Consider the following 22,530-nt stretch of genomic DNA (forward strand, 5'->3'; position numbering starts at 1 on the left):
AAAAATCACTCCTAAGGGCTTATTTACCATGATTACTTATATGTTGATTTAGTTCTGACAAATCCCCATACCATTTTTCTAAATGGTGTTCTTCTAATATACTAATTTTAACTTTATCCTGCAATTTTTTATCAAGTGTTTCATAATCGAAACCCAATCTTTTTCCTAAAGTATATGTGGCTAAAAGAAGATTTACTAAACATTCTGCCACCAACTCTTGTCTATCTTTTATACCCTTTATCATTGTTTCAAATAATAAAGCTATGGTATTTAGCAGCTCACACTTTAAAAAGTCTATCATTTTTAAGTTTCTACTAATATCATTATTACTGTTTGGTAGCATTTTTCATTCCCCCTGATTTTCCTTTTACCCTTAAATCTTTTATCTACTATTATATGTACTATACAGATATTCTATTTAATTATCGATTTTCCTTCGCCATCTGTAGAATTTCCCTATGAAAAAAAGAAGCACTCGAAGAATTTCGATGCTTAACAACAGATGATCATATTAAACTTTTGTAGCACTTCTTGCAAATTATATAAAAAAACAAGCATTTTTACTACTTCATCTGTAGGATAATTGTTAATATCTTCTTTGTTTTTTAACTGCATTTTTGCTTTTTTTATGTCTTCTATAATATACTCTAAGTTTATATCATCCTTGTTTTTCTGATTATAAATATCGCATACTTCATTTTCTTTACACTGCACTTCTTTAAGAGCTTCTTTTATTTTATAAAGATCCTCTTTAGCAAGGTCAATAATCTCTCTACCAATTCCTTTTTGCAAAACATTTTGCATATTTCTAAGATGTTCAAAGGTTTCTTTTTCTAGCTTTAAACTAATAAACATCTCTTTGTGTCTAATACCTCCATGAACCTTTATTTTTTCTTCCTTTTTTTGTAGATCTAGTAACTTTTCCGATAGTTCTAGCTCCTTTTCTATTTCTTCAATCTGTTCTTCCAAGAAGCTCATGTTTTGTTCTTCTTCTTGCAACAATATTTCTAAGGTTTTTATATTGTATCTTAAAATATGTTTAGATATATTTTTTATCTCTCCAGCAACTTTTAAATCATAGGTTGGAGGATAAATTGTATAATTAATCACTACCGCAACAACAATGCCTATGGAAGTATCCAGCAGTCTATGAAGCGCATAGGTTACATGATTTTCATTGGTATTTAAAAAGATACCTGTAAAGACAACGCCTCCTATAGCAATAGCTTCTTGCCACCCTAGCTTGTTCATGATAATAATAAGGCTAACCACACCTAGTCCCCCTAAAAAAGGGTTTGCGGGTGCTATTGCAACAAAAATAGCTCCTACAACGGCACCAATAATCGTTCCTAATATACGATTTACTCCTGTTTTCCAAGAATCAGATACAGTGGGCTGCATAGCAATAATAGCTGCAATAGCTGCAAAAAAAGGACTTTCTATTCTTAAAATATTAGCGATAATCAAAGACACTGTAACAGCAATACCCGTTTTTATGGTCCTAAGACCAATCTTCATAGTTCTCACCTTTCCTCTTAAAAATCTTATGTAATAACTAAGATCTAACTTCTTTACTATTATATACTATTTTTCAAAACAATCCTATATTTTTCTAAAGACCTTGTATAATTTGTAAAAGAGTAAAAAGGTTCAATGTATTGAAGCACTTGGAATAGAATAAAGCCTTTTTTCAAAAGTTATAAAATATATTGTAAGATCAACAATAGTATTACCCCGGGGACTCCTAGAAAACCTGCTATCAAAGCATTGATAGGATTAATAACGATAGTTATTCCAAAAATTCCACCTATTAGATTTACTAAGAGCAACATTGCCCCCCCTATAACACCATTCCATATGAGTTTTATAATAAGTTTTATAGGTATTAATAAAATCCATCCTACTATATATAATAGGATTAGTCCAAAAGCATAGGCTAGTATGATACTTAATTCAAAACCCATGATCAACGCTCACCTCTATTTTCTTAAGATTTTTGAAATAATTTAAATGGAGTAGTACTATATACTACTCCTTACATTATATCATATGGTGCTCAGTATTATGACCAACGGTTTATTTAATATATTGTATCCTATAAAAGAGCTCTGTTTATAAACTTTATCGATTCCTCCAACCTAAAGTTCCTATTAAAAGTTCGTCTTTATCCCCATTTCCTTAGCTCTTTTTAGCAAGTAAATATATTTGGCTTTTGTGGCTTCTACATTATATATAGCATAATCTATAAGATCTGGATCTGATACGCTATGAAAGGTTTTTTCTGCACTTTCCCAGTCTGCACGGGCTTTGTTAATTACCTCAACAAATTCTTGATTTTCGTCCTTTTCGGTTTCGTAAAAGTGTTGGAGTTTATTGTGTAATCCACTAAAGATGGTAGCAATCCCCTCTAACATACCTTCTCTTTTAGTAACTTGATTTTCTTCGTTCATCAATACCCTCCCCTTCACTACTATACTTTACCTATTATACTATCCATTTTTTGTCGGTTTATACCTATGCCTAAGAAAGCTAAAAACATTACTGCTTCATAAGCGTTAAGCTAATACAATTATTTCCCAAATTTTGTGGAGCTATCATCCTGAGGGTAGCGAAGGATCTTGGAATAAGGAAATTTTTTGCTAATACTGCTAATACTAAGATTCTTCGACTTCGCTTTACTCCACTCAGCATGACAAATTATGGTTTAAGTTAACGCTAATGATTTACTGCTCTAAACTATACTATGCTAGCGTGAAGGGTTACATACTAAATATGTCTTGTAAATAGTCTTTATTCATTTATTTTTTCTTTTAAGCATATCTTTTTTTAAAATTTTCCCTTATCATACTTTCTATAAAAACAATAAAAAAGCATGACTTTAAGAAGGATTTTTCTCCCCTTAAAACCATGCTTTTACGATAAATTTTTAATAAAAATTTAAAGTTCTCTTCTACCCTCTAGTGCTTTAGATAAAGTTACTTCATCTGCATACTCCAAGTCTCCTCCAACAGGAATACCATAGGCAATCCTTGATACTTTGATACCCATGGGTTTTAATAGTTTTGCTATGTACATAGCTGTAGCTTCCCCCTCTATATTAGGGTTAGTTGCTAAAACTACTTCTTTTACTTCACTGTTAGTTAATCTAGCCAACAACTCTTTAATTTTTATTTCTTCAGGCCCTATTCCTTCTAGAGGAGAAATCGCACCATGCAGTACATGATAATAACCATGATACTCTTTCGTTTTCTCCATTGCTACAACATCCTTTGGACCTTCAACAACACAAATAATAGAGGAATCTCTCTTTTTATCTATACAGATGTTGCAAGTTTCCTTATCTGTAATGTTTGTACAAACATTACAGTATTTGATACTTTTCTTTGCTTCAATAATAGCTTCTGCCAGCATTTGTGCCTCTTCATTGGAGGTAGAAATAACATGAAAAGCTAATCTTTGGGCAGTTTTTCTACCAATACCTGGTAGCTTGGTAAATTCATCAATTAATCTAGCTATTGGTGCTGAATAATAATTCATAAGTTTTCACCTTCATTTTTAGTAAATGTCAGTATGTTGACTTTTACTTTTAAGTTTTTTTCCTTCTAAATATAAGATACCCACCTTTATACTTTCACATAGGTGGGATCTTTGATTAAAATAATCCTGGTAAATTCATATTTCCTGTTACTTTGGACATTTCTTTACTCACCATTTCTTCAGCAGAACGTATCGCTTCATTAACAGCAGCAATGATTAGATCTTGTAACATTTCTACATCATCAGGATCTACTACTTCTGGCTTAATATCTATACTAACAATTTCTTTTTTTCCTGTTACCTTGACAACAACAGCTCCGCCTCCAGCACTGGCTTCAACTTCTTTTTTTTCTACCTCAGCTTGCATTTCCTGCATTTGTTTTTGCATTTTTTGTGCCTGTTTGATCATATTATTCATATTAGGCATTCCACCCATACCTTGGAAACCTTTTTTACCCATAATATTTCCTCCTTGATTTTTATTTTTTCCTTATTATATCATAGATTTTTTATTAATTATTATTCATCATAAATCTCTAGCAGACCTTCTGGTACTGACTTTTTAAGTTTTTCAATAAAGTTTTCTTCCTCTTTTTCTCTCCCTTGAAAAACTTCTTCCTCCATTACCATCGAAAGCTTTAGCTTTTGTCCCGTAACTTTTTCAACAGCTTCTGCAATATACTGTTTATTCTTATCTCTATCAAGGGTATCCCTATGGAAACCATAGCCCTCCTTGAAGCTAATAATTAAAGTGTTTTTTCTTATATCAACAAGTTCCCCTTCCTTTAACATAGCTTCTATTTGAGCTTTTTTATCTTTTTTTATAAAATCCTTGATTTCATTCCATTTGCTTTTTACTTCTTCATAATTAGCGGCCTTAGCAGGCAATGTCTCTTCAAGTTCTACCAAATCTTCTTGAGGGGACTCTTTTTTATGAAGTATTTTAACCTCTTCAGTCTCTTCTATAGGTTTAGTTTCTTGTATTCCTTCTTTTGCTATTCCTGTTTTTAGTATATTTTCTAATCGATTTACTTTTTCCTGTAACTCTATTAGCAAATCTTTTTCTCTATTTTCACATAGTGAAATTACCGCTACCTCCAACAAAACTCTAGGTTGATGCGCATACTTTGCTTTAACTTCTACCTCTGATAAGATGTGTATCGCCTTGATCATATCTTCCATAGAAAAAAAATTACTTTGGTCTTTAAGTTTTTCTAAAACCTCACTTGATAAACTCAGCAAAGCATCCAACTGAACCTCTATCTTAACCATCATTAAATTCCTATAATGATTGATTAAATCCTTTATCAGCTGAAGAACATCTTTCCCTTCACCTATAATATCTTGAATAATCCCTATTGCTTCCGTCAAGTTTTTATTGGCTATACACTGTATAAGGTTAAATAACACCTCATAGTTAACAATACCTAAAGTATCTACAACATTTCTATAAGTAATTATACTTCCATTAAAAGAAATGCATTGTTCTAAGATACTAAGAGCATCTCTCAAAGCACCTCCAGCATTATTTGCTATCGTTCTTAGTGCCTCTTCTTCTATTTCTACCTCTATCCTTTTACCTATTTCTTTTAACCTCTTCATTATATCTTCTGTGGTAACTGCCTTAAATTCAAATCTTTGACATCGAGATAAAATAGTAGGAGGGAGTTTTTGAGGGTCTGTAGTAGCCAGTATAAAAATAATATGATTTGGTGGCTCCTCTAAAGTCTTTAACAAGGCATTAAATGCCCCTGAACTTAACATATGTACCTCATCAATAATATATACTTTGTACCGCCCTTTAGAAGGAGGATACTTTACATTTTCTCTTAACTCCCTTATATGATCTACACCATTATTAGAAGCAGCATCTATTTCAATAACGTCCATAATATTTTCAGTTAATATTCCTCTACAAACCTCACATTCGTTACAAGGGTTGAAGTTTTCAGGTTCTAAACAATTTACTGCCCTAGCAAAAATTTTAGCCGTGGAGGTTTTCCCCGTTCCCCTAGTACCAGAAAATAAATAGGCGTGAGAAATATTGGAGGATTTTATTTGATTTTTTAATGTTATCGTTATAGCATCCTGCCCGATGACATCTTCAAAAACCTGAGGTCTAAACCTTCTATATAATGCCTTATATGCCATGAAATCACCTTCATTTATTTACTCAATAAGTATAAAAGACTCTAGCCTTATACCATTGTGCTTTTCTAAAGCATTTATTATTATAACATACTTCTAAGCCTACATCCATTTTAATATAAATCCAGTAAAAAAGTTAGTGATTATAGGAAACAATACTGACTCCTTGATTCCTAGTGCAATAACTCCTTCTAGATTGATCATAGCCATCACAGTCATAGCCAATACAACAACGCCTACCCATACACCACCTCTTATAATACCTAAAATTCCTCCCCCTAGCCTATTCATTGTTTCCAATATAGGTATTTCAAAGACTCCGTTTATTAGATAGCCTATCACCAAAATAAGTGTTCTAACTAAAATAAATAAGATAATCATACTAATAATATTGATAAAAAGGTTTACCACCAAACTCTGAAAATGCAATTTTGCTATTTCCATCGTTTGGTTGGTATAGGTTTCTATAGAAAATTCCTTTAAAAGATAATTCTGTATAAAATCAGGAAATCCTATTTCTTCAACTATTTTTTTCTCTGAAAATTCACTAACTGTACCTACTCCTTTAGGTAAATAAAAGCTTAATTGACCCTCCACAAATTGTTGTATTCTACCACCAAAACTGGGACTGTTTTTTATCCATGCTGCTAATTGTACGTAATAAGTTTTTGCAACCAGTACTGCTACAATATAACTGCCTAAACTAAATAGCGTCAATATAAGACCTTTTTTATATCCTAACATCGTATTTATTAGAAGTGTTGCCACTATTAATAAATCAACCCACTTCATTTCAATCCATCCCTTCTTATGCTTCCAATATTCTCAAGAAGGATAGCTTTCCCCTGGTTGCCACCACTACATGCCCCTTTGGAAAAATAAATACTTCTTCTATATCACTAGAATATTTATACTCCACAAGTATATTTGCTTTTTTATCTACCAAGTAAATTGTTCTAAGAGAGTATAGCAGTATTTCTTCACCGTAGCTGTCTATACCTAATAAATCTTCATCTACTTTAGTTTTTCCTGCAACCTTTCCATTGTATTGTACAATCCTGATTCCTTCTCCTTCTCTTCTATAAATTAATCTATTTCTACTTTCCTCTCCACTGTAAACTATCATGTGCTGCAATGGGGACTCTTTAAATACTTTTATCTTTTCTAAAAAGATATCCCATATAACTTTGTTATCTCTATTTATACCAATAATCTCTTTTTCTTTTATAACAACTAAATTTCCCTTTGCATCATAGGAAAAATTTAATATAAATTCCTCTTCTAAATGGTTAGAAGCTATGAGCTGACCCTTTAAATCATAGGTTAAAAGATGACTCTCTAGACTGTTTTTTGTAGTAACTGTATTGATTGCTATGAGGTCGTGGGGTTTTGATATAGCTATATTCATAACTTGTCCTTCCCCTAGCAAGATACTGCTGTGCTTTCTTCCTTCATTATCTAAAACCACTAATTCTGTCATATTGTTTTTTGTCGGGTACTGAAGAAGAAGATAGTTATCTTCTTCTATTGCAAGTTTGCTTAGAGAACCCTCCATTGTATATCTATAGACGATGTTGCCTCCTTTATCTATCCTAATCAGCTGGTTTTTACTATTATCTACTACATATATATCTTTTGCATTAGTTTTTAGCATAGGATTAACAACACCTAGGTTAAGGTGCCACTTTTGTGCTCCAGTTGTATCATAAAAATACAGTATTCCCTCCCAGTATTGAACAATTCCGTCTTCTAACTTCCCATAAATAATATCACTGCTATGATTTGTTTCTATCTCTCCCATTAAATATACAATTTTTTCAGAAGAGGTCATTACAAATCTTATCTTACTTATTATCTGAGGACTAACAATCACCAAGACCATTATGATCAGTAAAGTAAACTTTTTTCTTTTGTTTATCATAGGCCACCTCCCTGTTTCACACGAAACAAATAGACTTAAGTTGTATACATCCGCTACGCCACGGGGACGGTTCCTCTGGCACATAAAAAACATGCGTGCCAGAGGAACCGTCAAACTGCGTAAAAACTAACTTTGTTCAGGTTTTTTATCATTGTTATGAAAATACTATTTTATCGTCCTGAGGGAGGTAATGACCGAAGAATCTTGCGTTTTAGACCTTCAAGACCCATTCTGCCCTCCCCACGACTCCGCTATCTCATATTGAGTTATAAAAGTTTTATTGCAACTTATATATCTATGTATTGTATTCCTCAAATAATTAAAAACTCCTCTATCTATTTCCAAGGAAATAGATAATTATCTGCTTTTCTTTAACAAGATTGTGCTAATAAAGAAAAATCCTATATATCCAAAGAGAGGGTAAAAAAACATTACTAAGTTTTTAAAACCTAAGGTTGCCAAAGGTATCGTGATTGTACAGACAAGGATAATAATCCACTCCTTCTTAATTCCTGTTATGAAGGAGAAACTTAATATACTTCCATATCCATTGGCAATAGATGTGGTAAACATCGCTAAAATTAAAGTAATACTATAAACTTGCTTAGGGATTTTTCCTAAAGAGCGAGCTACAGCTACCATAGGTACTTCTAGCCCTATAATGTCAGTATATAAAGTTAACAAGCTAGCTAAAATTAATAGTGCCATGAACCCTAAACCTATACTTCCTAATAAAATTCCTTGTTTAGCAGCTTTTTCATCATAAATAAAAGGTAGCAAGGAAGTCATTATAACGATAAGGGTTATATTATTATAAGAAGCGTATACTACCGCTGACCACAACCACCTTTGGTTTACTAAGAAAGCTTCCTTCATATTTATTTTCATATTCATTGCTGCTACTTCCCTTAAGTCTAAAAAGGTTTTTGTATGTAATCCACTAAATAACAATCTATTGTCTTTTATGATAAGGAAAGTTACAAAGAAAATAACAACGATCATGAAAGGAACAATAACACTGTTTGCTTTTGTAACTCCTTTAATACCAAAAGTAAAAATAATAAAATTTAAAAAAGTCATGGCCAGTATTCCATAGATAGCAGGTATTTGAAAGTGTTCTTCAGCAACAGCACCACTACCTGCCAACATAACAACATACATAGCTAATAAGAAAAAAGCCATTAATACATTGATGTATGACGAAATTTTTTTATGATAATAATAAGCTATAAATTCTTCGAAGTTATGAATTTTTTTGTGATAGACATTTTTTAATACCTTAAAAGTAATAAAACCCAATAAAAACGTTGCGCAGATTACACCTAATATTCCATATTTACCATATATGCCAAAAAACTGCAATATCTCCTGGCCTGAAGCAAAACCTGCACCAATAATAGTTCCTATATATGTATTTGCTAAAATAAAAGTAGATCTTCTTCTTTGCACACAAATCCCCCCTTAGAAATAGTATATTTCTCTTTACTAAGAAGATATTCTCAATCATTTTGTATTGAACTCAATCAATTTGTATTGAATATTATTTTTTAGGGAAAGCTTTATTAAAATAACATTATAGGAGGAGATGAGGTGTCTTTATTTTATCGTGAGCCATCTAATTCCATCAATATAAACAATACTATGGCCTCTATAGACTTCAGTAGTAGTTTCACAAATTATATAGAAAAACATTATTGTTCCACTTATGGTGAACTTGTTTTTTTATGTATTGGAACAGATCGTTCTACAGGAGATGCTTTAGGTCCTCTAGTAGGACATAAGCTGGCAAAACCTTTAGAGAAACATAGCAATATTCACGTTTATGGAACACTAGAGGACCCGGTTCATGCAAAAAACTTACAATCACAAATTGATTTTATCTATACCAATTTTACAAATCCCTTTGTTATAGCTATCGATGCTTGTTTAGGTAAAATAGATCGAGTAGGCTACATTACTATCGGGGCAGGCCCCTTAAATCCTGGAGCAGGTGTAAATAAGCAACTACCCTCTGTAGGAGATCTACACATCATGGGAATTGTAAACTTAGGTGGTTATATGGAGTATATGATTTTACAAAATACTAGACTTCAATTAGTAATGAAAATGGCAGATACTATTGCCGACGGTATTAGATTTTCTCTTTGGAAACTTAACAAAGAAAAGTTACTATCCTAATTAAAATCAATCTTTAACCATCAACTCTAACAAAGCCACTGATAAAGTCTAGATCGTCTCATTTAAAGTGACACAATCTAGACTTTATCAGTGGCTTTGTCTTATGTTTTTTGTTTTTAACCAAATAAACTTCCATATCTTCTTGTCTCTATAATATATTGTATTTCCTCTACTGACTTATTTTTCGCATTGATGAGTATAGCACCATAAGTATTGGTTTCGCCAGTATCATTTAGATTTCTAAATCCTCCGTAATCGTTAGTATAGACAATAGCATCAATATGTCCCTGGTCCTGAAAACTAACCACTTCATACCCTTTTTCTTCTAGATGAGTTTTCAACTGTTGCAAATCATCTTGTATAGCAATTCTTTTCAAAAGCAAACACCTCCTTGGAGTATTATTCCAAAAAGGTGCTTTTTTCATTCCAAAAATTAAGTTTACTCCCTCGGCTTGTGCAATTTATAACGTCAGTGAGTTTGGGAATTTTAGGACAAGTTACTCACTTTCTTTGCTACTTCTACTACCTTTGATACTTATTTTATCAAGATCATTAGATTTTGCTCTCTCTAAAGCCTGTAACTCTTCAACGGAAAGATGATAATTAGACTTTCCATCTTTTATTGGTTTTGCATAAGAGACAGTTTCTACTCTACTGTGTATTCCAGTGACAATAATTCCATTATTATTACCGTCCAGCAAAGCAATAGAATAGCTTAAATCACTTCCTACGTCATCAAAAGCATTATATCGAACAATTCCTACTTTCTGCATAGAAAAACTCATGCGATTTTCCAGCACATCTAACTTAGAGTTTAACTGTTTAAACTCTTCTTGTATTCCCTCTACTCTCTCTATATGGTCTACTAATATACCCTCTATGTTTTTACCACTAGAACCCTTGACTAAGCGCTTATACTTTTCTCTTAAATTATCAGTAATATTATAGTTAATTACCAGTAAAATAACCAACACCAAATTCATTACTAAGCTAGTAAATATAAAGGTTAAAGAATTGGCATCTATTATTGACAAAATTTGTTGCATAAAGACTCTCCCCTCAACGACATTAAATAATTGTATAACTCAAGTTATTAAATAGAATGACTGTTGCTATAATTTTGAAGAGACTAACTATATCTGTTCACATATATTTTTTATCGCTTCAAGAGCCTGGTTTATATCTTCTTTTGTATTAAAATAACCAAAACTAAATCTTACAGTCCCTTGATCTAAGGTGCCTATTGTTCTATGAGCCATCGGAGCACAATGAAGGCCTGGTCTTACCCCTATGTCAAATACCTTATCTAAAATATAACCTATTTCTGAGGAATCCTCATCTTCTATATTGATAGATACAACTGATGCTTGTTTTTTTGCATTTTGTTGTCCATAAATCTTTACTTTTTTCATCTCTTTTAGACCTTCTATAAAATAGCTGGTAAGTTCTTCTTCGTGTTTACGAATTTTATCCAAGCCTTCTTCTAATATAAATTCAATTCCCGCTGTTAGCCCTGCTATACCTGGAGTGTTTGGGGTACCGCTTTCATATCGATCCGGCATCATTAGAGGCTGAACTAGTTCTTGAGACTTACTTCCTGTGCCACCCTCTTTAAAATGTCTTACGTCTATACCTTCCCTAATATATAGTACTCCTGTTCCTTGGGGACCCATTAAACCTTTGTGTCCTGCCATTGCTAATAGATCAATGTTGTTACTACTTACATTGATATCATATATCCCTGCTGTCTGAGCTGCATCTACTAAAAATAAAATGCCATGCTCTTTAGCTATTTTACCTATCTCTTCGATAGGCATAATTGTTCCTGTTACATTAGAGGCGTGGGTTGTAACAATAAGCTTTGTATTGCTTTTTATAGCCTGCTCTATAAGTTTTGGATCTAATTCTCCTCTTTCATCACATTGTATAATGGTATTTTCTACACCATTATTTTCTACTCTTTTAATGGGCCTCAACACAGAGTTATGTTCCATACTGGTGGTAATTACATGATCTCCTTGATCTAATATCCCCTTAATAGCTAAATTAAGAGCTTCTGTAGCATTGGAGGTAAATACAACTTGCATTGGATCATCTATATTGAATAACTTGCAAATCATTTCTCTTCCTTTAAATATGGTTCTTCCCGCTTCTAATGCCATCTTATGTCCTGATCGTCCTGGATTTGCACCAAAGTTTTTCATATTGTGTATAACAGCTTCATATACCGCTTCCGGTTTTGGAAAGGAAGTAGCAGCATTATCCAAATAAATCACAACAAATCTCTCCTTTATGCTAGGTTATAAATCTAACTTTTATTATACCATACTCTTCTTCCTATATTATGTTCTCTATTAATAAAAATTTTTATTTTTTATTGTTTTTTCTTGTCGAAGTTTCACATGAAACATTAACTGCTTGTTTCCAATAAACTTATTATTCTTTCTAAATCTTCTTCATTGTAATATTCAATTTCAATCTTACCCTTCTTTTTTCCATTTACAATAGTAACTCTTGTTCCAAAAAAACTTTTTAAATTTTCTTCTATTTCAAAGAGAACAACATCCTTCTTCTTACTAGCTGATTCTTTATTTTTCTTATTAGGTTCAACAATCGCCCTTACCAGTTCCTCTACTTGTCGAACATTAAAATTCTCCGCTTCTACTTTCAAAGCAATTTCATATTGTTTTTCTGAGTCCTGAATACTTAGAAGAGCTCTTCCGTGGCCTCCTGTAAGTTTGCCTTCCTTAATCATGTCTATGATCCTAGGGTCTAACTGTAATAATCGTAAAATATTGGCTATGTAGGGTCTGCTTTTACCAACTGCTTCTGCCAGTTGATCTTGTGTCACTTGATATTTATCAATTAAGTACTTGTATGCCTTTCCCTCATCAATAATATTAAGATCTTCCCTTTGGATGTTTTCTATAATGGCAACTTCCATTAGCTGTTGTTCACTATATTTTTTTATAATGCAGGGTATTTCTTTTAGTCCCGCAATTCTAGTAGCCCTCCATCGCCTTTCACCAGCGATAATCATAAACCCTTCTTCTCTTTCTGTAACAACGATAGGTTGTATTAACCCATATCTTTCTATAGATTCTGCTAATTCCTTTAATGCTTCTTCATTAAACTCTTTACGAGGTTGATTTTTATTAGGGTATATGCTGTTAATACTTATTGTTTGGACTTTATTCTCTTGAACCGATTCTTCTACAAGCTGTATCGTATCTATTTGGGGTATGAGGGCCTGCAATCCTTTACCTAATCCTTTTCTTTTTACTGGTTTGGTCATTTAAATCACATCCTCTTCTAATTCTATAAATTCTTCCGCTAATTCTAAGTAAGCCTCTGCCCCCTTAGATTTTTTATCATAGTAAATAACTGGTTGTCCATGACTAGGAGCCTCAGCAAGCCTTACATTTCTAGGTATAATTGTGGTATATACTTTTCCTTTAAAATAGTTTTTTACTTCATCTACTACCTGTATAGATAGATTTGTTCTACCATCAAACATACTTAAAACCACCCCTTGAATTTCTAACTCTGAATTCAAACTACTTTTGACTAGCTGTATCGTATTCATCAGTTGGCTTACTCCTTCAAGAGCATAGTATTCACATTGAATAGGTATAAGTACACTATTTACTGCAGACAAAGAGTTAATTGTTAGTAGTCCTAAGGAAGGGGGACAGTCTATAAAGATATAGTCATAATTATCTTTAATTGTATGAATAGCCCTTTTTAAAATTGTCTCTCTTTCCTTTGTGGAAACCAGTTCTATTTCCGCTCCTGCTAGTTCACTACTAGAGGGTATTAAGTCTATATTGCTGTACTCTGTTTTTATAATAACCTTCTTTATATCTACTTCATTTAACATAACATCATAAATACTATATTCCAACTGGTCTTTATCTACACCAAAGCCACTGGTACTATTACCTTGAGGATCAATATCTATGACACATACTCGTTTACCTTTATCAGCTATACAAGCACTAAGATTGACGTTTGTGGTAGTCTTACCTACGCCTCCTTTTTGATTAAAGATTGCTATTATTTTAGCCATTTACCGCTACCCCCTTTTAACAATTAGTAAAAACTTTTGTTACTCTATATAAATAATCTAGTTTAGTAAGCAGATAACTAAGACGCTGCCAATCTACTCTCTATTAAATTTCTAAAAAGTTTTGAATTTTCCTTTTAAAAAAAATATATTTCATATATTTTTTTGATTTTTATTTTTTATACTGCTCTTCAAGATATTTCACTAATAATACAAATTTAAAAGGAATATAATGATTTATAAACATAATCTATAAAGAAAAATAAAATAAATCAAAGAAAATTTTTTACTATAAACATTTTACTGAGGAGGTTTATTTAATGTTACGTATGATTATGACAACTTTTTTTATTGTATTTATTGCGGAGCTAGGAGATAAGACCCAACTCCAAACAATGTTGTTGGCAACACAGTGTAAGTCTATATGGCCAGTATTTATAGGAGCATCTTTAGCTCTAATTCTTAGCTCTCTTATAGGGGTTTGTGCTGGAGCATTTCTTACGAAATATATTCCTACCCACTATCTACAAACAGCTGCTGGTGTGGCTTTTGTTGTTATAGGTGTTCTTACTTTAACAGGAAAAATTTAACATTTATGTCATAGGTGTTCATCTGCACCGTAATTTGTCATTCTTCGTTACTCCAAGATCCTTCGCTACCCTCAGGATGACATTTAGATAGAGTTTTAGAAATAATTGTATTAATTTAATTCCTATTAATTTAATACCTATGATACCTATATAAAAAAAGATTACTAAGTATCTTCTAGTAATCTTTTATCGTTAACTTATATTTTGTTTGTCTATTATCCCTTTGGTATTTTAACCGTTACCTCTATAAAATCTCCCTTATCCACCTGCTTAAATTCAGCCTTCTCTTGCTTATCTTTAATAGCATCGTAGGCTTGTTTAATTGTATTAATATATATTTTATAGTTCATAAAACTTTTAATCTTTTGTTGTCTTTTAGGTTCTTCTGCTGCTGTTATTTCCTCCAGCATATTCTGTATAAGTTCTTCCGTTTTTTTAACGTTATAGTCGTTTTTTATTACTTTTTCTAAAACTAAAGTTCTTAATTCATCATCAGGAAGCTTTAGTAAAGCTCTAGCATGTCTCTCTGTTAAATTGTTTTCTAGTAATTTTCGCTTAATATCTTCCCTCAACCGAAGAATCCTTAGTTTATTAGCAATAGTAGATTGGTTTTTGCCTACACATAGCGCCAACTCCTGTTGCGTCAATCCATGATCTTCAATTAAATTAAAGTATCCTTCAGCCTCTTCTATAAAATTCAAATCTTCCCTTTGAAGATTTTCTATAATAGCTAAAATAGCGGAATCTTTGTCGTTAAAATGATTGTTAACAATAGCAGGTATTGTTTTTAGGTTAGCCAATTTTGCCGCCTTTACTCTTCGCTCTCCAGCTATTAATTCATACTTTCCTTCCCCTATTTGCCGTACACTTATAGGTTGTAGTACTCCATACGCTTTTATAGATTGACTCAGTTCTTGTAAACTTGCCTGAGAAAAAGTTTTTCTAGGTTGATAAGGGTTGGAAATAACAGAATCGATACATATCTCTAGAACTTTTCTTTCAGTAACACTCATCCCGATCCCTCTTTTCTTTAAATAAGGAAATTTCATAATACTACTTATTCTATAAAAAAACCTTGACTCCTCCTACTATTAAACAGAAAAATATTTTTTTGTTTTACAAAATACTTCTTTTTATCAGGTTTTAAAGAGGGTTTTTTGAAGGTTTACCAGCCTTTCTAGGATATTTTGTTGGAATTTGTTTTATTTTCTCTATTACCAAAATACTATGGGTTATATCACTAAAAGGTAATGTTATATGTTGTTGATCTACTACTTTACCTCCTAAAACTTCAATCGCTCTTTTTCCTTCAAGTAACTCTTCATCCAAAGCTTTACCTTTTTGACAAACAAAGAAGCCTCCTACTTTTACAAAAGGTAAACAATATTCTACTAGAATATTTAAAGGAGCTACTGCTCTAGCCACTGCATAATCATAAACTTCTCTATGGCCTTTGTCCTGACCAAAATCCTCAGCTCTACCATGAACAAATTCCATATCTTCAAGTTCTAGTTGAAGGCATACTTCTTTCAAAAAGTTAATCCTCTTGTTTAAAGAGTCTAGTAGTGTTACTTTCAATTGAGGAAAAATTACCTTTAAAGGAATACCAGGAAACCCTGCTCCAGTACCTACATCTATTGCTTTTCCGTTATTCTTTAGTTGTTGGACTTTTATACAGGATATAGAATCTAAAAAATGTTTTATAATCACTTCCTGCTCATCTTCAATCGCTGTTAAATTCATTTTTTTATTCCATTCTAATAGAATATCTTTATATGTTAACAACTGATCTATTTGTTTTTCACTAAGTTCTATTCCTAATTCCTTGCTTCCTTCTTTTAATAATGTTGCTAATGTCATCTTTTACTCCCCATCCCCTCTTTGCCTTCTTCTTTGCTCTAAGTAGACCAACAAAACAGAAATATCAGCTGGTGAAACACCAGAGATTCTAGAAGCCTGTCCAACTGAAAGAGGTTTAATAGCATTAAGTTTTTGCCTTGCCTCTAGCCTTAGTCCATCTATCTCGCTATAATTAATGTCTTCAGTAAGTCTTTTATTTTCTAATTTTTTGAACTGATCAATTTGTTTCAGTTGCTTATCGATATAACCTTCGTATTTTATAACAACTTCACACTGTTTTACTACGTCCTTCAATATTTCTTCGTTTCTATGAAAATCGATAGCAGATATTGTTTCATAAGAAACCTCTGGTCTTTTTAATAAATCATAAAGAGAAATCCCTGTCTTTATAAGAGAACTACCTAAAGTCTCCAGTAGAGGATTGGCCTTATCGGGTGAAACAACTGTTGTTTTTAATCGCTGCATTTCCGACTCTATTTGTTGTTTTTTATTTAAATATCTTTCATATCTTTCTTCTGTAACCAGCCCTGCCTCATAACCCTTAGGCGTCAATCTTAAATCGGCGTTATCCTGTCTTAATATTAGTCTATACTCTGCTCTTGAGGTCATCATACGATAGGGTTCATTGGTTCCCTTTGTAACTAAATCATCAATCAACACACCAATATAAGCTTCTGACCGATCTAGTATAAGAGGATCTTTTTCTTCAATTTTTAAGGTAGCATTCATCCCTGCCATCAAGCCTTGGGCTGCTGCTTCCTCATATCCAGATGAGCCATTAAACTGCCCAGCACAAAATAAGTATTGAATATGCTTAGTCTCTAGTGAAGGTTTTAATTGTGTAGGATCAATACAGTCATACTCAATAGCATATGCTGGTCGCATGATTTTGGCATTTTCTAAACCTATTACTGTTCTAATCATTTGTTGCTGAATTTCCTCCGGCAAACTGGTAGACATCCCCTGAATATACATTTCTTTTGTATCAAGTCCTTCTGGCTCAATAAAAAGTTGGTGAGAAGGTTTATCATGGAACCGAACAATTTTATCTTCTATCGAAGGACAATATCTAGGACCTATACTCTCCATATCCCCCCTATACATAGCAGAACGATTAATATTTTCTGTAATTACCCTTTGAGTTTCTGCTGTGGTTCTTGTTAACCAGCATGGATGTTGATCGATCTCTAACTTACTGTTCAAAAAGGAAAAAGGCACCACTTCTTTATCTCCAGCATGAATATCCATTTTGGAAAAATCAATACTATCTTTATGTATTCTTGCAGGGGTTCCTGTTTTAAACCTTCTCATATTACATCCTAAAGCTACTAATTTTTCTGAAAGATATTTCGCGGGAAATAAACCATTGGGACCAGACTCATAATTTACTTCACCCATATAAACTTTACTTCTAAGATAAACACCTGTTGCTAAAATAACAGCTTTACTGTAGTATACAGCCCCTGTTCTAGTAACAACACCCTTTACCTGACCATCTTCTACAATTAAATCTACAACTTCAGCTTGCCTTACTTCTAAGCTCTCTTGATTTTCTATGGTTTTTTTCATTTCCACATGATATTTCAATTTATCTGCTTGAGCTCTTAAAGAATGTACTGCTGGTCCCTTTGCGGTATTTAACATCTTACTTTGAATAAAAGACTTATCTATATTGATGCCCATTTCTCCTCCTAGTGCATCAATTTCCCTTACCAGGTGCCCTTTACCAGTTCCTCCGATGGATGGATTACAAGGCATCATGGCAATCGCATCTAAGGTTGTTGTTAGCATTAAAGTTTGTTTTTTCATTCTAGAGGTAGCAAGAGCGGCCTCACAGCCAGCATGACCTGCCCCCACTACAATAACATCATAACTTCCCGCATCATATTGAATATTCATCTCTAACCCCTCCGTATAACTTGTCTTTATTTTTATATTGATCTGAGCTGCTCAATTATTAAATACAGTGTTAAAAATCAACACTTGTACTGATTTTTTTCTCTGTACTGTCTTTAATTTCAAGACTTTACTTTCCAATACAGAAGTTCTTAAAAATATGATCAATAATATCTTCTGCTACTGTATCTCCTGTGATTTCTCCTAATGTTTCCCATGTATTTTTTATATCTACTTCAATAAAGTCCAAAGGCATTTTTTTTGTAATAGCTTCTATACCTTCTCCGATATTTTTTAATCCTCTTTCTAGAGCATTTTTATGCCTTACATTTGTTACTAAAAGCCGATCTTTTGCTCTAACCTCTCCTTTATATACTAAGTCCTCGATAGCTTCTTCCACTTCCTCTAGCCCTTTTTCTTCTATCAAAGAAATTTTTATAACCTTCTTATGTTCCATTAAAGTTTTTATCTTCTCTAAATCCGCCCGTTGAGATAGATCCATTTTATTCATGAGTATCAGAGCCTTTTTATTTTGGATTAATTCCATAATCTCTAGATCTTCTCTTGTAAGCTCTGTTGATATATCCAACATAAAAATAACCAAATCCGCCTTATTAAAGAACTCTTTAGACTTTTCAACACCTATTCTTTCAACAATATCTTCAGTTTCCCTTATGCCTGCTGTATCCATGATTTTTAAAGGAATCCCTCTTATATTTAACTGTTCTTCAATAACATCTCTGGTGGTGCCTGGCACCTCTGTGACAATAGCTCTTGATTCTCTTAATAAAGCATTTAGTAAAGAGGATTTTCCTACATTGGGTTTTCCTACAATAACAGTGTTTAATCCTTCTCTTAAGATTTTGCCTGCATCTGCAGTATTTAATAAATGCTCTATTTCCCTTTGAACCTCTGTGCCCTTGTTAAATAAGTAATCTAAAGTAACTTCATCAATATCTTCTTCTGCAAAGTCTATAGAAACCTCTATATGAGCCAACATATCTAGAAGTTTTTTTCTTGTATTACTCACCTGTTTGGACAAAGCTCCCTCTAACTGATCCAAAGCCACATCAAAACCTTTGTCTGTTTTAGCACTGATCAAATCCATTACTGCTTCCGCTTGTGCTAAATCTATTCTTCCATTAAGAAAAGCTCTTTTTGTAAATTCTCCTGCATCAGCTGCACGTGCTCCTTTTCTTAGCACCAACTGTAATATTTTTTTTACAGGAATTACACCACCATGACAATTGATCTCCACCACATCTTCCTTCGTATAAGTGTAAGGTCCCTTTGTATAATAAGCTAGCACCTCATCTATTTTTTCTCCCGTATCTGGATCAACAATATGGCCATAGGTCATTCTTCTAACAGGAAATTCACTTAACTTTTTCCCAGGTTTTGATTGAAAAATTGTATCTACAATATCTAAAGCTTTATTTCCACTAATTCTTACGATGCCTATACCCGCTTCTCCAGGAGCTGTCGCTATAGCAGCTATCGTATCATCTATGTACATGTTACTTCACCTCTATATTAGTATTTTGCTATAGATAACCGATTATCTATAAGAAATTTTTATTAACTGTTATTATACCAAATTTTTCATGCTCCAATACAGTAAAAAAATGAACCCAGCATATAAACTGGGTTTCTCTTTTATTAGACCCCCATTTATATAAATGAGGGTAATAAATTATTCGGATAAATTTTATTTCTTAATGGTAATGGCTACCTTTCTATAAGGTTCTTCCCCCTCACTATAGGTCTGTACAAAAGGATTCCCCTGCAGTGTAGAATGAATAATTCTTCTTTCATAAGGATTCATAGGTTCTAATGTAATCGTTCTTCCTACTTTTTTTACTTTTCTAGCCATTTTATTTGCCAATTTTATTAAAGTTTCTTCCCGTTTTCTTCTGTAGTCTTCAGTATCAATGAATACCTTTAAGTAATCTTCTCTATTTTTGTTTACTACTAAACTTGCCAAATATTGTACGGAATCTAGTGTTTGTCCTCTTCTACCGATAATAACACCCATATTAGGACCCTCTAAATGAATATTTAAAGTATCTCCCTTAGCCTCAATATCTATTTGCACCTCGATATCCATTCCCTTAAATAAATCCTGTAAGAATGTCCTAACATCATCCTCTGGACGATCAACCACTGTCAACCTTACCTTTGCTAGTTTTGTACCAATTAAGCCTAAAAATCCTTTCGATGGTATTTCAATAATTTTCACATCTACTTGTTCTCTGCTCTTTTCTAATTGATCAAGCCCCTGTTGAATAGCCGCTTCGATTGTTTTACCAGTTGATTCTATTGACTTCATAATTAATTGGAACCCTCCTTTATTTGAGAATAGGGTTTATTAATAATTACCTGCTGTACTACCTGGAACACGTTACTTACTACCCAATACAGCGTAAGTCCAGAAGGAAAACTTCTTCCCCATATAAAAATCATAACTGGAAAGAAATACTTCATCATGTTTTGTGTTGGATCTTGCTTACCGCCAGCTGAAGTCATTGTTGCACTAGATAGGTAGGTAGTAAGTCCTGCCAACAAAGGTAGTATTAAAGGATCTGCTTGAGATAAACTTGGTAACCACAAAAAACCAGCCTCTACTACTTCTTGAGCAAAACCATAATCTAGAGGATTTCTTAATACTGAAAATAATCCAATGATGATTGGAAATTGAATTAATAAAGGTAAACACCCTCCAAATGGACTAACATTATACTCTTTATACAGTTCCATGACTTTGGTATTCATTTTTTCTTTATCATTTTTATACTTTTCCTGAATTTCTTTTATCTTTGGTTGAACTTCCTGCATTTTTTTCATAGATTTTGTTTGTTTAATCGTTAAAGGAACCATAATTAACTTCACTACAATAGTGAATAATATAATAGATAAACCATAGTTCCCCACTAGTTGATAGATTAGTCTCAGCAGTGCACCCAACGGTTGTGCAATAATGTCCAAAAGTAAAACCCCCTATAATATATTATTTTTTTAAAGGGTCATATCCTCCCGGGTGAAAAGGATGACACCTTAATATTCTTCTCAAAGTTAAGTAAGTTCCCTTAAAAAAGCCATAGGTACTATAAGCCTCTATACTGTACTGAGAACAACTGGGATAAAATCTACAAGTTGGTGCTTTTAGAGGAGAAATCCATTTTCTATAAAAAGAGATGATCCATATACAAAAACTTGCCATTTTTTTACTCTCCAAATAAAATCGTTTTCTCTATTTCTTCAATAGTTTTTTCTTTCCTATTAAATGAAGTAATGCACTCTCTATTTCCTGAAAAGTAGCTTCATTACATCCCTGCCTAGCAACAAAGACCAAATCATAGCCTTGTAGCAGTTTACTATCATTCAATCGATAGCTTTCTCTCATTCGTCGTTTTACCTTGCTTCTTATAACACTTTTTCCTACTTTTTTTGAAACTGTGAAGCCTGCCCTATTATAATCAAAAGCATTTTTCTTTATATACAAAATGAGCAACTTGTTAGCTATAGAGTTCCCTTCTTTATACACTTTTCGAAAATCTTCGTTCTTCCTAAGTCTATTGGCAGCCTCCATGCTTCTCCTCCTATCTATCTTCCCCACAATCTGCTATAGCACTATAAACTATAAAAGGAAAATAAACATAACTACAGAAAAAGGCCACATAGTGCGGCCTTATGCTGTCAATTTCTTTCTGCCTTTTAGTCTACGACTTTTTAATACATTTCTGCCATTTTTCGTCTTCATTCTTTTTCTAAATCCATGTTCTCTACTTCTTTGTCTTTTCTTTGGCTGATATGTTCTTTTCACAAGTACACCCCCTCTTCGAGCACTACTGAAGTACTTCTATATAATGATATAAGCTAGTAGGCATATGCAAATTAGTACATTAAAAACCTATTTTTGAACATACTACAAATAGATTATAACTATATTGTTGACATGTGTCAAGAAAAAAGCTGTATTAAGATATTGTGTACAAGACTATTCACATTATCTTGATATGTGGATAATTTTATAGTTTTTATTGAATTTTTTTTCTATATTTGGTATTATAGTTTTGTTTGTGAATAACTTTGATAAATTTATTCACTTTATTCTTTTTTATACACAGATTGTGGATAGTATTGTGAATAACTTCATGTTTTTGTTTAACCTTACTTCATTTTATATTTATATCACTATTTTTTCGCCTATTAAAAATATATGTTGATATTGTTGATAACTATTTATATAATATATAAGAATAGTTTTTTACGTATTTATCCACATCCTTATTAATAACCATGTTATTAAAATTTATTACTTATTTTTTTATAAT

General features: G+C 32.6%; 26 protein-coding genes. 2 read left to right on the top strand and 24 right to left on the bottom strand.

The annotated features are described in order from the left end of the window. Positions 1-19: 19 nt before the first annotated feature. From CACET_RS19120 to CACET_RS19165, 10 genes are all read right to left on the bottom strand, one after another. A complete protein-coding gene (locus CACET_RS19120) occupies positions 20-343 on the bottom strand; it encodes a MazG-like family protein (RefSeq protein ID WP_044825666.1) in 324 nt (107 codons plus the stop codon). 149 nt (positions 344-492) lie between these two features. Further along, positions 493-1,518 (bottom strand): FUSC family protein, encoded by a 1,026-nt coding sequence (locus tag CACET_RS19695; protein ID WP_052661509.1) that lies wholly within the window; start codon positions 1,516-1,518, stop codon positions 493-495. 179 nt (positions 1,519-1,697) lie between these two features. Beyond that, positions 1,698-1,964 (bottom strand): pro-sigmaK processing inhibitor BofA family protein, encoded by a 267-nt coding sequence (locus CACET_RS19130; protein ID WP_201774961.1) that lies wholly within the window; start codon positions 1,962-1,964, stop codon positions 1,698-1,700. Positions 1,965-2,150: 186 nt separating this feature from the next. After that, positions 2,151-2,450: a YaaL family protein gene (locus CACET_RS19135; RefSeq protein WP_052661510.1), complete on the bottom strand. Its 300-nt coding sequence runs from the start codon at positions 2,448-2,450 to the stop codon at positions 2,151-2,153. A gap of 487 nt (positions 2,451-2,937) precedes the next feature. After that, positions 2,938-3,537, bottom strand: coding sequence for a recombination mediator RecR (gene recR / locus CACET_RS19140; RefSeq protein ID WP_044825668.1), 600 nt, complete (start codon positions 3,535-3,537; stop codon positions 2,938-2,940). A gap of 115 nt (positions 3,538-3,652) precedes the next feature. Continuing rightward, the gene (locus CACET_RS19145) at positions 3,653-3,997 is read right to left on the bottom strand and encodes a YbaB/EbfC family nucleoid-associated protein (RefSeq protein ID WP_044825669.1); all 345 of its coding nucleotides are present in this window, start codon (positions 3,995-3,997) and stop codon (positions 3,653-3,655) included. 59 nt (positions 3,998-4,056) lie between these two features. After that, positions 4,057-5,688: a DNA polymerase III subunit gamma/tau gene (dnaX, locus tag CACET_RS19150; protein WP_044825670.1), complete on the bottom strand. Its 1,632-nt coding sequence runs from the start codon at positions 5,686-5,688 to the stop codon at positions 4,057-4,059. A gap of 99 nt (positions 5,689-5,787) precedes the next feature. After that, positions 5,788-6,477 carry a CvpA family protein gene (locus CACET_RS19155; protein WP_044825671.1) on the bottom strand — a complete coding sequence of 230 codons (690 nt, stop codon included), beginning with the start codon at positions 6,475-6,477 and terminating at the stop codon, positions 5,788-5,790. Positions 6,478-6,493: 16 nt separating this feature from the next. Next, entirely contained in the window at positions 6,494-7,606 is a 1,113-nt protein-coding gene (locus tag CACET_RS19160; protein WP_044825672.1) for a DUF5711 family protein, read from the bottom strand. A 357-nt stretch (positions 7,607-7,963) separates the two neighbouring features. Beyond that, positions 7,964-9,055 (bottom strand): YkvI family membrane protein, encoded by a 1,092-nt coding sequence (locus CACET_RS19165; RefSeq protein ID WP_044825673.1) that lies wholly within the window; start codon positions 9,053-9,055, stop codon positions 7,964-7,966. 141 nt (positions 9,056-9,196) lie between these two features. Here CACET_RS19165 and yyaC point away from each other — a divergent pair, with 141 nt between their 5' ends. Next, complete coding sequence (gene yyaC / locus CACET_RS19170; RefSeq protein WP_082058269.1) at positions 9,197-9,784, top strand: spore protease YyaC; 588 nt, start codon at positions 9,197-9,199, stop codon at positions 9,782-9,784. A gap of 116 nt (positions 9,785-9,900) precedes the next feature. On the opposite strand, the gene CACET_RS19175 is transcribed toward yyaC, so the two are convergent. From CACET_RS19175 to CACET_RS19195, 5 genes are all read right to left on the bottom strand, one after another. Then, complete coding sequence (locus CACET_RS19175; protein WP_044825674.1) at positions 9,901-10,161, bottom strand: YkuS family protein; 261 nt, start codon at positions 10,159-10,161, stop codon at positions 9,901-9,903. A 120-nt stretch (positions 10,162-10,281) separates the two neighbouring features. Further along, the gene (locus CACET_RS19180) at positions 10,282-10,830 is read right to left on the bottom strand and encodes a DUF4446 family protein (protein ID WP_044825675.1); all 549 of its coding nucleotides are present in this window, start codon (positions 10,828-10,830) and stop codon (positions 10,282-10,284) included. 87 nt (positions 10,831-10,917) lie between these two features. Then, positions 10,918-12,060, bottom strand: coding sequence for an aminotransferase class V-fold PLP-dependent enzyme (locus tag CACET_RS19185; protein ID WP_044825676.1), 1,143 nt, complete (start codon positions 12,058-12,060; stop codon positions 10,918-10,920). 134 nt (positions 12,061-12,194) lie between these two features. Then, positions 12,195-13,079 carry a ParB/RepB/Spo0J family partition protein gene (locus CACET_RS19190; RefSeq protein WP_044825677.1) on the bottom strand — a complete coding sequence of 295 codons (885 nt, stop codon included), beginning with the start codon at positions 13,077-13,079 and terminating at the stop codon, positions 12,195-12,197. Next, complete coding sequence (locus CACET_RS19195; protein ID WP_044825678.1) at positions 13,080-13,853, bottom strand: ParA family protein; 774 nt, start codon at positions 13,851-13,853, stop codon at positions 13,080-13,082. It lies immediately after the preceding gene. Positions 13,854-14,170: 317 nt separating this feature from the next. Here CACET_RS19195 and CACET_RS19200 point away from each other — a divergent pair, with 317 nt between their 5' ends. Continuing rightward, complete coding sequence (locus CACET_RS19200; protein ID WP_044825679.1) at positions 14,171-14,440, top strand: TMEM165/GDT1 family protein; 270 nt, start codon at positions 14,171-14,173, stop codon at positions 14,438-14,440. A gap of 215 nt (positions 14,441-14,655) precedes the next feature. Here CACET_RS19200 and noc read toward each other — a convergent pair whose 3' ends face one another. The 9 genes from noc to rpmH form a co-directional block, all read right to left on the bottom strand. Further along, the gene (noc, locus tag CACET_RS19205) at positions 14,656-15,453 is read right to left on the bottom strand and encodes a nucleoid occlusion protein (RefSeq protein ID WP_044825731.1); all 798 of its coding nucleotides are present in this window, start codon (positions 15,451-15,453) and stop codon (positions 14,656-14,658) included. A 130-nt stretch (positions 15,454-15,583) separates the two neighbouring features. After that, positions 15,584-16,300, bottom strand: a complete 717-nt coding sequence (rsmG, locus tag CACET_RS19210; RefSeq protein WP_044825680.1) for a 16S rRNA (guanine(527)-N(7))-methyltransferase RsmG — start codon at positions 16,298-16,300, stop codon at positions 15,584-15,586. Between the two features lie 3 nt (positions 16,301-16,303). Next, positions 16,304-18,199, bottom strand: coding sequence for a tRNA uridine-5-carboxymethylaminomethyl(34) synthesis enzyme MnmG (gene mnmG, locus CACET_RS19215; RefSeq protein ID WP_044825681.1), 1,896 nt, complete (start codon positions 18,197-18,199; stop codon positions 16,304-16,306). A gap of 127 nt (positions 18,200-18,326) precedes the next feature. Next, positions 18,327-19,712 carry a tRNA uridine-5-carboxymethylaminomethyl(34) synthesis GTPase MnmE gene (gene mnmE / locus CACET_RS19220; RefSeq protein WP_044825682.1) on the bottom strand — a complete coding sequence of 462 codons (1,386 nt, stop codon included), beginning with the start codon at positions 19,710-19,712 and terminating at the stop codon, positions 18,327-18,329. 192 nt (positions 19,713-19,904) lie between these two features. Beyond that, positions 19,905-20,525 carry an RNA-binding cell elongation regulator Jag/EloR gene (jag, locus tag CACET_RS19225; protein ID WP_044825683.1) on the bottom strand — a complete coding sequence of 207 codons (621 nt, stop codon included), beginning with the start codon at positions 20,523-20,525 and terminating at the stop codon, positions 19,905-19,907. Between the two features lie 2 nt (positions 20,526-20,527). Beyond that, entirely contained in the window at positions 20,528-21,181 is a 654-nt protein-coding gene (locus CACET_RS19230) for a YidC/Oxa1 family membrane protein insertase (RefSeq protein ID WP_044825684.1), read from the bottom strand. Between the two features lie 22 nt (positions 21,182-21,203). Next, positions 21,204-21,416, bottom strand: coding sequence for a membrane protein insertion efficiency factor YidD (gene yidD, locus CACET_RS19235; protein WP_044825685.1), 213 nt, complete (start codon positions 21,414-21,416; stop codon positions 21,204-21,206). Between the two features lie 30 nt (positions 21,417-21,446). Further along, a complete protein-coding gene (gene rnpA / locus CACET_RS19240) occupies positions 21,447-21,785 on the bottom strand; it encodes a ribonuclease P protein component (RefSeq protein ID WP_044825686.1) in 339 nt (112 codons plus the stop codon). A gap of 99 nt (positions 21,786-21,884) precedes the next feature. Further along, entirely contained in the window at positions 21,885-22,019 is a 135-nt protein-coding gene (gene rpmH, locus CACET_RS19245) for a 50S ribosomal protein L34 (RefSeq protein WP_044825687.1), read from the bottom strand. Positions 22,020-22,530 lie beyond the last annotated feature (511 nt).

The organism is Clostridium aceticum (assembly GCF_001042715.1).
GTDB lineage: Bacteria > Bacillota > Clostridia > Peptostreptococcales > Natronincolaceae > Andreesenella > Andreesenella acetica.